Here is a 12,182-nt window from a genome sequence, read left to right on the forward strand (position 1 = left end):
GTTTATTTAATATTGTTTTTAATTTTTAGTATGATCCTGAATAGCCTTTCATAATACCTCTTGACGAGTTTCTGATGAAATCTAAAATCTCATCACGCTCCGGTGAAGCGGCCATTTCGGCTTCAATGATGCCCATAGCTTGAGACGTGTTATAATTTTTTTGGTACAGAATTCGGTAAATGTCCTGAATTTCTCTAATCTTATCCGAAGTAAATCCTCTTCTTCTCAACCCTACCGAATTGATTCCTACATACGATAGTGGCTCTTTCGCTGCTTTAGTATAAGGCGGTACGTCTTTACGCACCAAAGAACCTCCCGAAATCATAGCATGATCCCCAATATGGATAAACTGATGAATGGCAGCCAACCCACCAATGATAGCGTAGTTACCAACAATCACATGTCCGGCCAAGGCTACACCATTTACAATAATGGCATTATCGCCAATATGACAATCGTGAGCAATGTGCGCTGTGGCCATGATTAAACAGTTGTTTCCGATTTTAGTTTGTCCCGAAGCAATCGTTCCGCGATTAATCGTAACGCACTCTCTAATAGTAACATTGTCTCCAATTACCGCAAGTGATTCTTCTCCACCAAATTTCAAATCCTGAGGCACAGCAGCAATAACGGCTCCCGGAAAAATGTTACAATTTTTACCTATGCGAGCACCTTCCATTATGGTAACATTGGAGCCAATCCAAGTTCCGTCGCCAATAACGACATTGTTATGAATGGTAGTAAAAGGTTCTATAACGACATTCTTAGCGATTTTAGCACCAGGATGTACATAAGCTAATGGTTGATTCATATAGTATTAGTTTAGTTCTTTTTGGCAATTTGTGCCATTAATTCGGCTTCGGCAACCAATTTCCCGTTGGCATAGGCATTGGCCTGCATGTGGCAAATCCCTCGGCGAATAGGAGAAATCAAATCGCATTTGAAAACCAAGGTATCACCCGGCAACACTTTGTGCTTGAATTTTACATTGTCAATTTTCATGAAGTACGTCAAATAATTTTCAGGATCCGGAACCGAGCTTAAGATTAAAATCCCTCCGGTTTGTGCCATGGCTTCTACAATTAAAACGCCCGGCATTACCGGTGCTCCCGGGAAATGGCCTACGAAGAAATCTTCGTTCATTGTTACGTTTTTTTGTCCCACCACATGACTGTCTGACATTTCTAAAATTTTGTCAACCAACAAGAACGGTGGTCTGTGCGGCAACATGGCCATGATTTTATGAATATCCATCAAAGGCTCCTTGTGTAAATCGTACACCGGAATTTGATTGCGTTGTTCTAATTTAATAATCTTAGATAATTTTTTAGCAAATTGAGTATTGACAAAATGCCCCGGTTTATTGGCAATTACCTTTCCTTTAATACGAGTACCTATCAAAGCTAAGTCACCAATAACATCAAGTAATTTGTGACGTGCCGCTTCATTTGGGTAATGCAATGTCAAGTTATCCAAGATTCCGTTAGGCTTTACCGAAATATGGTCTTTACCAAAAGCTACTTTAAGGTTTTCCATGGTTTTGGGAGAAATCTCTTTGTCCACATATACAATGGCATTGTTTAAGTCACCACCTTTGATTAAACCATTATCCAATAACGTTTCTAATTCATGTAAGAAACTAAAGGTTCTGGCATCGGCAATTTCAGTTTTGAATTCGGAGATGTTTTTCATCGTAGCGTTTTGTGTGCCAACTACTTTGGTACCAAAATCAACCATAGCGGTTACTTGGTAATCCTCTGAAGGCATTAACAAAATTTCGCTGCCTGTGCTTTCATCAGTGAAAGAGATAACCTCTTTTACTACGTAATATTTGCGTTCCGCCTCTTGCTCTACTATGCCGGCTTTTTCAATGGCTTCTACAAAAAATTTGGAAGAACCATCCATAATAGGCGGCTCCGATTCGTTTAACTCAATAATCACGTTATCCACATCACACCCTACAAAGGCAGCCAGTACGTGTTCTGAAGTTTGAATTTTAACCCCTAATTTTTCAAGGTTGGTTCCTCGTTGTGTGTTCACCACATAATTGGCATCCGCCTCGATAACAGGACTTCCTTCTAAATCTACTCTGACAAAAGTATAACCGTTATTAATCGGTGCCGGTTTAAAAGTCATTTTGACTTCTTTTCCCGTGTGAAGTCCAACGCCCGTAAGCGAAATCTCGTTTTGGATGGTTTTTTGTTTAACCATGGGTATGCTATTTTAAGTTTAGGTTTAATCCGTTGCGCGCTACAAGCAGCTTATGCTTCGGGTGTATTATTCTTTTTTAATTCCTCAATATCAGCCACAATCTTAGGCAGGTTTCTGAAATGCACATACGATTTACTGAAATCACCATAATTAAAGGCAGGTGACCCTTGTATGACTTCTCCGTCCGGAATGCTTTTTCCGATACCTGATTGGGCTTGAACGCGTACATTATTACCAATGGTTATGTGTCCGGCAATCCCAACTTGTCCACCAATCATACAATTGCTGCCGATTTTGGTCGAACCTGCAATGCCGGTTTGTGCTGCAATAACAGTATTCTCGCCAATCTCTACATTGTGTGCTACTTGAATATGATTGTCTAATTTAACGCCTCTTCTGATAAAAGTTGTGCCCAAAGTCGCTCTGTCAATGGTCGAATTGGCACCAATCTCAACATCATCCTCAATGATTACGTTGCCAATTTGTGGAATTTTATTAAAAGTTCCGTCTTCTGTTGGTGCGAAACCAAAACCGTCAGAACCTACTATGCATCCGGAGTGGAAATTACAATTATTCCCTATTTCGGTTTCTGAATATATTTTTACACCGGCAAAAAAGATACAATTATCGCCAATTTTTACGTTGTCGCCAATAAAGGTATTGGGGTAAATTTTTACGTTGTTGCCAATAACCACATTTTTACCAATATAACTGAAGCTTCCCAAGTATAGGTTTTCACCATAAATTACATTTTCAGAAATCACAGAAGGCTGTTCAATTCCTGATTTCATTAGTTTTACTTGGTTGTAATATTCCAATAATTTTGAAAACGATTGGTAGGCATCATCTACTTTAATCAAAGTGGTTTTGATTGCCTGTTCCGGTTCAAAAGTGTTATTGACTATGGTTATAGTAGCTTCGGTAGTGTAAATGAAATTCACATACTTAGGGTTAGCCAAAAAAGTCAGCGACCCTTCGGTACCTTCTTCAATTTTAGCCAATTTGAATACTTCGGCATCCGGGTTTCCCACCACTTCGCCTTCCAGAATTCCTGCTATTTGAGCTGCTGTAAATTTCATCTTATGCTATTTTGTTTTTCATAGGAATAAGATGGAACACACCAATTAAGAACCTGCTAAAAGAATCAAAAATGTTTGTAGTTCGTTTCATTGCCACAAAAATATAAAAAAAACGATTTTAACACCTATTTTTCTGAGAGTACTTTCGGAAAACAGATATAATATTTAGTCACCGGCTTAGACAAGGCTTTCAAATTCAATTGGTCCGAAGCTTCCACCACATCTTCTATGGTTCGGTCTTTCTTTAAAATGCGTATGGGTTCTGCCTCCTTGCTGTAGGCCTGATTCTTAATCTTGCCTTTAAAGATAAAATATTTAGCCTCTTGTTGGGTGATATTGTGGTCTTTTATAAAGCGAGTCGTCATGTCTTCCAACACTTCTTTCGGAAACTTTTCACTGTTGAGTTTTACTTTCGACAAATCGCGATTGATAATCATTTTACTCAAACTCGACAAGATAAAGTCGTCGTGATACTGCCAATTTTTCAAAGCGCTAATCACATCAAAATCATCCAATTGAGCAAACGTATTTAAATCAGTATCTGAAAACTTTTCTAAGGTAACTTTGTGCTTCATGAAGTACAGTAACGGGCTGCTGCATTCAACTCCAACACCTCTGTGCAATAACTCTTTTGCTCTTTGCAGGGTTTTGGTCAAAGTCAGTTCGGCCACCAAACTCGTTTTGTGCAAATAGGCTTGCCAATACATTAAACGACGTGCCATCAAGAACTTTTCTATCGAGTAGATGCCTTTTTCCTCCATCACCAAAACATCATCCACTACCGTCATCATCTGGATTAATCGGTCAGAATTAATGTTGCCCTCCGCTACACCCGAGTAAAAACTGTCGCGTTTCAAGTAATCCATTCGATCCATATCTAACTGACTTGAAATCAGCTGTAGCATGAATTTTCGATGGTATTCACCTTTGAATACTTGGATGGCTAAACTCAATCGCCCACCAAATTCTTCATTTAGCTTATTCATGAATAACAACGAAATGGCTTCGTGATTCACTTCTTCCACTATGCTGTGCTCCATGGCGTGCGAAAAAGGCCCGTGACCAATGTCGTGCAACAGTATAGCGATATACAAAGCATTCTCTTCGTCTTTTGAGATGGTAACTTCTTTAAAACGCAGTACTTCAACGGCTTTTTGCATCATGTGCATGGCGCCCAGCGCGTGGTGAAAACGGGTATGGTGCGCCCCCGGATAAACCAAATAAGACAATCCCATTTGCGAAATGCGGCGCAAGCGTTGAAAGTAAGGATGTTGAATTAAATCATACACCAACGTATCGGGTATGGTAATAAACCCATAAATCGGGTCGTTGAATATTTTTAGTTTATTGGTATTACTCAAAGCTAAATCGGTTTTCGTAAATGTAGGCATTTATACTAATTCCTTAAAATATTGCTTTAATAGTTTATCATTATCCCTTGTGGGAGTGAAAACTTCTAAGATAGCGGGGTGCTCATTTTGACTGAATAGCTCTTTTAACCCTTTGGCTAACGACTTTTTATCACTGGCTGTGGTATAGTTAAATCGGTACATTTTAGCCAAATGCTCGGCCGTCAAACAATGCGAGGTTTCAAAATAAGTATTGAAGGTATCATTTTCCTGATGCCCCGGCAATATCCTGAAAATACCGCCACCGCCGTTATTGACCAAAATGATTTTGAAATTTTTCGGAATATAATTGTTCCAAAGGGCATTGCTGTCATACAAAAAGCTAACGTCACCGGTAATCAAAACGGTTGGTTTTTGGCTTCCTACAGCTGCTCCTATGGCAGTAGAAGTACTGCCGTCAATACCACTGGTTCCTCGGTTACAAAATACTTCAATGGATTCGTCAATAGCAAACAACTGCGCGTATCGAATGGCAGCACTATTGCTGATTTGCAGTTGTATTTTTTCAGGCAAATGCGAAAGGATGGTTTCAAAAGCCAGCAAATCACAGAAAGCTAGTTCAGACAAATACGCTTTGTGTTTTATTTTTCTGGATTGCTGAATGGCTTCAAAGGTGGCTTTATAGTCACTTTCGACCTCTTTTACATGCGGCAAAAACTGTTTAAAAAACTGATTCGGTGTTACATGAAAATGCTTGGTTAAAATGCCAAAAGTATCGTAGGCTCTGAGCTCGTCAATGTGCCAATGGTGTCGAGGTTTATATTTTCGCAAAAAGGCTTTTACTCGTTTGGAAACAATCATACCGCCAAACGTAATCAAAATTCTTGGTTGCAATTCGGTAAATTCCTTTACCGAAAAAGGCGTAATCAAGTTGTCAATGTTATTGATAAACGATGGGTGGTGCAAATTAGAAGTCGTTTCAGTCATGATGAGCACTGACGGGAGTGCCGCCAGTTGATTCAACCATTGTTGCTCTATGGTATTAGGGAAATTCTCGCCTATCAGCACTAAGATTTTTTGACTGTGATTCCATAAAGTCGAAAAAGCAATTAGGTCTTCCACCCTAACCTGTCGGTGCACTTTAAACAAGCCGGTAACATTACAATCTACCGAAAGCTTGTTGATGGTTTCGTATAAAGGCTCTTCAAAAGGCGCGTTGATGTGTACCGGTCCTTTGTGGGCAATGGCTACATTAATGGCTTCATTGATAAAGACATCGTTTTCTTCAGAAGCTTCTTCGAGTAAATTGGCATTATAAAGCGAATGGTTCAAAAATACATTCTCCTGACGAATGGTTTGTCCGTCACCAATATCAATCTTATCATGGGGTCTATCGGCCGAAATGACTACCAGCGGAATTTGGCTGTAGAAGGCTTCGGCAAAAGCGGGATAATAGTTTAACAAAGCGGAGCCCGAAGTACAAACGACTGCCACCGGTTTTTGGGTTTGTTGTGCAATGCCCAGCGCAAAGAAGGCTGCACAACGTTCGTCAGCAATACTGTAACAACGAAAGTTAGGATTATTGGTAAAGCCTATGGTTAACGGCGCATTGCGCGAACCGGGAGAAATTATTATATCGTGAACTCCTTTGGCAAGACAGATTTCAATTATGCTCTGTGCTAAAGGTATTTTGGGATAGATCATTTATTTTTACTTTCAAAGAAACAAAGGTACAAAGGTTCAAAGTTATTTTTTACTTTTAACATTTAATTCTGATATGACCAAAATAGTCCTTAGACCCTACACCCCCAAAGATGCCGAACCCATAGTGGCCATCCTTAATTACTACATCGTCAATTCGACGGCTTTGTATGATTATACCCAGCGCACGCTCGAACAACAGCAGGCCATTTTTGAAGACAAACTAAGCAAAGGGTTTCCGGTTATCGTGGCTACTATTGACGACCGGTTGGTGGGTTTTGGGTACTACAGCGAATTTCGTTTCAGGGAAGCTTATAAATATACGGTGGAACATTCGGTTTATGTGATGCCCAACGAACACGGTAAAGGCATTGGTCACGTCATTATGCAGCGCCTCATCGACTTAGCCCGACAACAAAATCTTCATACCATGATAGCCGTGATTGATTCCGAGAACCAAAGCAGTGTGGCTTTTCATGAAAAATTCGGTTTCAAAACGGTAGCGGTAATCAAAGAAACCGGCTATAAGTTTGACCGCTGGCTGCACAGTCAGTTTATGCAGTTATTGCTGGAGTAGTATTTAGCAACCCACAGTCTTTTTTCTAAACAAAACAAACTATTCAATATGAATAAACAACTTCTACTTTTAATTTCATTGTCAATGTTTCTCTTTTCTTGTAACCGGAAAGAAAACAAAACTTCTGAATTTTTAAAAAGATACGATAAAATAAGACTTATCTCTTATGCCACTCACAGAGATGTTTACAGTAGCCAAGATGAGCTAAAAATAGAAAACGATACCATACGGATACCAAACCTAAAATTTATAGACAATGTTGTTTTAAACCCGCATTATGCTGAAAGAATAACCGAGGTTTTACTTTCTACAGCAAATGAATGTGTATTGGCTGATTGTTACAATCCAAGACATTTACTTTTATTTTACAAAAAAGATAAGCTAGTTGACTTTTATGAGTTTTGCGCAGAATGTGGCGGCAGCAGGCAATCAAAAAATATTAATTTCCCCGAATTTTGTACCGATAAAGGAGATAAACTTATAGCGATATTTAAAGAAATGAAACTGAAAAATGATGGTGAAGAAAAAGAAAATTATAAATACTTTTAACTGTTGCGCACCATAGTTCTATTTTATTTTCTTTAATCAAGTCTAAATCGAAAATTTGATTAGTATTGAGGCGGCTTAAAAAATGAGTAAACTTAACTACATTAATTGTAAGCATTTATGAAAAACCTTCGTTTAATAGTCCTATTTCTTATTGTTATATGCTTTACTTCATGTTATAGTTATAAGATTCCGAAGGAATACCGAAAACTCGAAAATAATACTTCGAAAAGAATGGTATATATTGTAAATCCATCGTTAAAAAAAGAATTAGCGATTTTATCTAATTCGGAATTATTTACGATAACTAAAGACAGCTCAAATGTTGATTTGAAAATAAAGCTTTATCCTATCAAAGAACAACACTATCCGGGTTGTTATGGAGGTTTACTTTCAACAATCACAATTGGACAAATACCTGTAACCTTTACCAATTTTTACTCATATCGTTTTGATGAAATAGAAAAAGGGAAAACTACTCAGAGAAAATTGGATTTTAAAATTAAGCGAAGAGTTTGGTTTTGGGATATGTTTTCTTTCAATAAAAGATTTGAAAAGAAAACCGGAAAAATGGTTTTAGCGGAATATCAAAAAATATAGTCATAACTGCTTACAACAGCGGTTCCAGATTATAACTACAATTGCTTTTCCTTAAATGGAAAATCGAAAAAAAATTTACATAACTTTACAGCTAACCACTAACCCTCCAATCCACTGTACGTTTAGTATCAATTTCCCAAAAACTGTATGGCAATATATCCTTTCATACTCATTTCAATTATAATCATAGTAATTTTTGTGGATCAAAAAACCAGTCATGATGATGCCGTAAAACAATTGAAATTACTTTATGACAAATTCAGTGATAAAATATTGTCCGTAAAAAAATCAGTAAAGAGTGAAACAGTTACTTCAGGGAGAAAAAATGTGGGCTATCTATTTAGAAAATGTGATTTAATTTTTCTGGAAAATGGCTTAGTCATAATTCCGTTTTATAATATTGGCAAATACAAAATTTACACTAATTTTTTCTTCATTAGTGACAACTCATTAGTTGGCGTTGGAAAATTAAAAAGATTTAATTTAAATTCTTTTGGAAATGATGTTTACATTGAATTTGGAGAATCAAGTTTTACATCGACAAATGTTGAGATTAGACTTAAAAACTTAACTCAAGAAGAAAAAAGCTTAATCAATATCCAGCAAACCACCAACAGCAGTTCAGCATCATAACTATAATCGCTTTTCTTAAACGTAAAATTCAAAGGGAATTTACTTATATTTACCACTAGCCACTAACCTTTCCGTCATTACGCTAAGCCGCTGTACGTTAGTAGCATTACACCGCAGTAACAGATAAAAAGAACCAGAATTTAAAAATAATTAAACAATGAATTTCCGAATTTTAACGTGTCTCATAGTAGTATCATCCTCAATCCATTTATTTTCTCAAGAAAGCGCTCCCCATTTAAAAGGTAAAGTCAAAATTTCTATCAAAGAAGGGACTTTTGATTGCGACTTAACCTTGAGCAATATTCCAAGAATTCAAGATTACTTGATTCGTTTAAATTCAGGTATGAATTTATTACACATCCGAAGTAAAAAACCAAATGACTTTGTTCCTATTTATGACAAATCAGATAAAGATTCAACATCTACCGGCGAATCCTCAGCCTATTATTTACCGGGAAATGCTAAAAACACCAAATTTCTACCCGAAGAATTGCAATTTAGATATGTTGGTAAATTTCCTGTAGCCAATGATACTATTGAAAATTTCTCCAGACAAGATTGGAAAGGAAATATTGCGTTTAACGGAATATCACTAAGAACTGACGGTCGGCAAAGTGCTTGGTATCCGATTATTTATGATGCCAAAAAAGATATTGTTTATGACAGAGTCGTCTATGATATTGAAATAATTTGCCCTGATTGTGCTACAATTTATGCCAATGGTAATAAGCCGGTAAGTTCAACTAATGCACATCTGAAAAGCAATGAACCCGAAGAAATAGCTTTGTTTTGCGGCAATTACAATGTCTTTGACGACAGCACTATTACTATTTTGAATCCGAAATTTCCGGAAGAAAAAATCAAACAATTTTCAACACTGGTTTCGAGTTATAAAAAATACTACGAACAAAAATTAAACATACCATTTAATCAAACCCCTACTTTCATCAACACTACGCCTACTTCAAAGAAAAACGGTTGGCTTTTTGTGGTCTATCCAACCATTATGGGGATTGGCTGGGGAGAAAATGGGTTAGCCGGAATATTTGAAGAAAAATCACAAAAATTCTACAAACCACTCATAGCACACGAATTAGGTCATTATTATTTTGGTACAATTAAAGTTTTTAATACTGAATTAGGCGATATGATGTCGGAAGGTTTTACCGAATATATGGCTTTAAAATTAACCGAAGAAAATCAAACCGAAAAAAACTATGATGAAGTAGTCGCTAGGAAAATTAAGGACCTTAAAGACTTTAAGCCAAATCCATTTGCTATGGTAAAATCAATAACCGATATAAGCGACAGAGAAACTTATGTGTACGATTATGCTCCGATCATTTTTATTGCCATTGAAAAAGAAATCGGAAAAAAGAAAATGTGGGAATGGTTAAAAAATATTTTAGAAACCCAAACAGCTTTCACGAACTATGACTTTTTGGTTTCCACTTTGAAAAGCACCTTAAAAAATGATAAAAAAACAGCATCGCTTATCAACGACTATTTTAATAGTCCAGAGGCAACAGCAAATGCCATAAAGAAAATAACCGAAAAGTAAAAACTGCCATCAAAACTGGTTCCGAACCATAACACAATGGCTTTCCTTAAATGAAATTAATATATCTTTACGTCAGAAAGGATCTCATAGCACTTAACCGTTACTGATGAGGCCATCAGTTCTATTAAGCGAAAGACAGTGTCTTTCGCTTTTTTTTATTTGCCGCTGGTACACCTGTTTCATCTCCTGACTCCCGTGTTAATCCTTTGCGGGGATGCTGTACTTGCAACTTATTTTTACTGCCCCATTCTACTCCCTAGCCCCATTGCCACATCAGAGTTTCACCATTTAAATCAGAATAAATTGGCGCGTTTATTTTTATTTTAAAAAAAGTGCCCAAAAAAAAGAGGCATTTTATTTTTTTAAAAAAAAGTGCGCCAAAAAAAATGGCATAATTTTTTCATGCAATAAAAACGCGCCAACAGTTGGCTTACTCATTGAAAACAAAATTGACAGCATATGAAAGAAGCATCCTCTTTAAGCAGTTACTTGGGACTCACCCAAGAAGACTTGGGCCTGATCCTAAACCTTAGCCGACGTCATATTTCTAACTATGAGTCGGGTTCACGCTCGATACCCACGGCATCGCTTGAATTGCTGTCGGCTATCGTTAGCTATGTCCATACTCCCGAGGCTACTCTCAATTCACCGGCTTTGGCCAAACAAAAAGAGCTAAAACTAAAAGCGCTGAATGACATGTTAGAAGATAATGATTTCCAACAAGATGGTCTCCAACGAAAGCTTACCCGTGCGGAAGCCAAATGTGAGAGCAAGTTAAAAGCCTTACTGACGGTAGAATTCATGGCGCAACGCGAAGAAAGCCAAGACAAAACCAATCAGGCCGTTCTGCGCAGCATAAACAGCAAAACCGAGAAGAGCCTGAAAGTGAACGGATGGATTTATATTTTTAGTACTCAATTAAAGCTTCATTGGCTCCAACAACAAAAAGCCCAATTGCAGGCCGAAATCCTTACCTTGAAACGAAACCTAAAAAAATAGTTTTTGAAAACAAGAGTTGAGGCAAGTGCAGCATTGAGTAAACTTGAGTATATTTACAAGTTATGCTACAGCTTTAAAACAACACTTATAGAAATGACAGAAATTGAAAGACATAAAACTGAAATTAAGGAAAATGGTTTTACAACCGTCGATAATATATATTCTGACCAAGAGATTGAGCAAATTTTATTCGCAATTGACCAGGCAGACAATAACAGAGAAACTTTCAGAAAATCATCTGATCTTTTCGCAATAAGACAATTTTTAAATGAAATTCCAACAACTACTAATTTGGTATTTAATGATAATTTGAAAAATCTTGTCAAACAAGTATTTGGAGACAATTATTTTGTTGTCAAAAGTATTTATTTTGATAAACCAGAAACTTCAAATTGGTATGTTTCTTATCATCAAGACTTAACAATTTCAGTTGATAAAAAAGTAGAAATTGAAAATTTTGGTCCATGGACAACGAAACAAAATCAATTTGCAGTTCAACCACCAATTGACATATTGGAAAACATTTTTACAATACGTATTCATCTTGACGAAACAGATGAAAATAATGGTGCTTTAAAAGTAATTCCAAAATCACATTTAAAGAAAGTTTATAGACCCGAAACTATAGCTTGGGATATAGAAAAAGAAACAACCTGCAATGTAAAAAAAGGCGGTGTAATGATTATGAAACCTTTGCTTTTGCACAGTTCAAGCAGGACAACAAACAATAAAAAGAGAAGAGTAATACACATAGAGTTTTCTAATCAAGAATTACCAACAGAATTAAAATGGGCGGAACGACTGAACTAAAAATAGCAAGCCGACCGCATAGCAGCGGCCTCGCGCAATAAAACGAAAAATCGAAAGGAAATTTATATATCTTTACCTCTAACCGCTAAACACCCCAATACGAATACGAAGCCGCG

The 12,182-nt window shown here is 36.9% G+C and carries 12 protein-coding genes; 7 read left to right on the plus strand and 5 right to left on the minus strand.

The genetic code is table 11. The features are described 5' to 3' along the window. Positions 1 to 25: 25 nt before the first annotated feature. The 5 genes from lpxA to menD all read right to left on the minus strand — a co-directional run bounded on the left by lpxA (position 26) and on the right by menD (position 6,343). Entirely contained in the window at positions 26 to 811 is a 786-nt protein-coding gene (lpxA, locus tag GUU89_RS12520) for an acyl-ACP--UDP-N-acetylglucosamine O-acyltransferase (RefSeq protein WP_162128238.1), read from the minus strand. Between the two features lie 11 nt (positions 812 to 822). Beyond that, the gene (locus GUU89_RS12525) at positions 823 to 2,211 is read right to left on the minus strand and encodes a bifunctional UDP-3-O-[3-hydroxymyristoyl] N-acetylglucosamine deacetylase/3-hydroxyacyl-ACP dehydratase (RefSeq protein WP_162128239.1); all 1,389 of its coding nucleotides are present in this window, start codon (positions 2,209 to 2,211) and stop codon (positions 823 to 825) included. A 50-nt stretch (positions 2,212 to 2,261) separates the two neighbouring features. Beyond that, positions 2,262 to 3,290, minus strand: coding sequence for a UDP-3-O-(3-hydroxymyristoyl)glucosamine N-acyltransferase (lpxD, locus tag GUU89_RS12530; RefSeq protein ID WP_162128240.1), 1,029 nt, complete (start codon positions 3,288 to 3,290; stop codon positions 2,262 to 2,264). 125 nt (positions 3,291 to 3,415) lie between these two features. Next, complete coding sequence (locus GUU89_RS12535) at positions 3,416 to 4,651, minus strand: HD domain-containing protein (protein WP_162128682.1); 1,236 nt, start codon at positions 4,649 to 4,651, stop codon at positions 3,416 to 3,418. Positions 4,652 to 4,681: 30 nt separating this feature from the next. Beyond that, entirely contained in the window at positions 4,682 to 6,343 is a 1,662-nt protein-coding gene (menD, locus tag GUU89_RS12540; RefSeq protein ID WP_162128241.1) for a 2-succinyl-5-enolpyruvyl-6-hydroxy-3-cyclohexene-1-carboxylic-acid synthase, read from the minus strand. A gap of 73 nt (positions 6,344 to 6,416) precedes the next feature. Here menD and GUU89_RS12545 point away from each other — a divergent pair, with 73 nt between their 5' ends. From GUU89_RS12545 to GUU89_RS12575, 7 genes are all read left to right on the plus strand, one after another. Then, positions 6,417 to 6,917, plus strand: coding sequence for a GNAT family N-acetyltransferase (locus tag GUU89_RS12545; RefSeq protein ID WP_162128242.1), 501 nt, complete (start codon positions 6,417 to 6,419; stop codon positions 6,915 to 6,917). A 48-nt stretch (positions 6,918 to 6,965) separates the two neighbouring features. After that, positions 6,966 to 7,466 (plus strand): hypothetical protein, encoded by a 501-nt coding sequence (locus GUU89_RS12550; RefSeq protein ID WP_162128243.1) that lies wholly within the window; start codon positions 6,966 to 6,968, stop codon positions 7,464 to 7,466. A gap of 117 nt (positions 7,467 to 7,583) precedes the next feature. Continuing rightward, the gene (locus tag GUU89_RS12555; RefSeq protein WP_162128244.1) at positions 7,584 to 8,063 is read left to right on the plus strand and encodes a hypothetical protein; all 480 of its coding nucleotides are present in this window, start codon (positions 7,584 to 7,586) and stop codon (positions 8,061 to 8,063) included. 198 nt (positions 8,064 to 8,261) lie between these two features. Beyond that, on the plus strand, positions 8,262 to 8,696 hold the full coding sequence (locus GUU89_RS12560; RefSeq protein ID WP_162128245.1) for a hypothetical protein: 435 nt from the start codon (positions 8,262 to 8,264) through the stop codon (positions 8,694 to 8,696). 157 nt (positions 8,697 to 8,853) lie between these two features. Next, positions 8,854 to 10,257, plus strand: a complete 1,404-nt coding sequence (locus GUU89_RS12565; RefSeq protein WP_162128246.1) for a gluzincin family metallopeptidase — start codon at positions 8,854 to 8,856, stop codon at positions 10,255 to 10,257. A 459-nt stretch (positions 10,258 to 10,716) separates the two neighbouring features. After that, positions 10,717 to 11,256 carry a helix-turn-helix transcriptional regulator gene (locus GUU89_RS12570; protein ID WP_162128247.1) on the plus strand — a complete coding sequence of 180 codons (540 nt, stop codon included), beginning with the start codon at positions 10,717 to 10,719 and terminating at the stop codon, positions 11,254 to 11,256. A gap of 93 nt (positions 11,257 to 11,349) precedes the next feature. Beyond that, a complete protein-coding gene (locus GUU89_RS12575) occupies positions 11,350 to 12,066 on the plus strand; it encodes a phytanoyl-CoA dioxygenase family protein (RefSeq protein ID WP_162128683.1) in 717 nt (238 codons plus the stop codon). The last annotated feature ends 116 nt before the right edge of the window (positions 12,067 to 12,182 follow it).

Origin of the sequence: Flavobacterium phycosphaerae (assembly GCF_010119235.1) — a bacterium.
Lineage (GTDB): Bacteria > Bacteroidota > Bacteroidia > Flavobacteriales > Flavobacteriaceae > Flavobacterium > Flavobacterium phycosphaerae.

Bases quoted from the DNA above. Each gene is read 5' to 3' on its own strand.
- GUU89_RS12525 (WP_162128239.1), bottom strand. From the start codon at position 2,211: ATGGTTAAACAAAAAACCATCCAAAACGAGATTTCGCTTACGGGCGTT.
- GUU89_RS12570 (WP_162128247.1), top strand. From the start codon at position 10,717: ATGAAAGAAGCATCCTCTTTAAGCAGTTACTTGGGACTCACCCAAGAA.
- lpxA (WP_162128238.1), bottom strand. From the start codon at position 811: ATGAATCAACCATTAGCTTATGTACATCCTGGTGCTAAAATCGCTAAG.
- GUU89_RS12565 (WP_162128246.1), top strand. From the start codon at position 8,854: ATGAATTTCCGAATTTTAACGTGTCTCATAGTAGTATCATCCTCAATC.
- GUU89_RS12575 (WP_162128683.1), top strand. From the start codon at position 11,350: ATGACAGAAATTGAAAGACATAAAACTGAAATTAAGGAAAATGGTTTT.
- GUU89_RS12545 (WP_162128242.1), top strand. From the start codon at position 6,417: ATGACCAAAATAGTCCTTAGACCCTACACCCCCAAAGATGCCGAACCC.
- GUU89_RS12555 (WP_162128244.1), top strand. From the start codon at position 7,584: ATGAAAAACCTTCGTTTAATAGTCCTATTTCTTATTGTTATATGCTTT.
- menD (WP_162128241.1), bottom strand. From the start codon at position 6,343: ATGATCTATCCCAAAATACCTTTAGCACAGAGCATAATTGAAATCTGT.
- lpxD (WP_162128240.1), bottom strand. From the start codon at position 3,290: ATGAAATTTACAGCAGCTCAAATAGCAGGAATTCTGGAAGGCGAAGTG.
- GUU89_RS12550 (WP_162128243.1), top strand. From the start codon at position 6,966: ATGAATAAACAACTTCTACTTTTAATTTCATTGTCAATGTTTCTCTTT.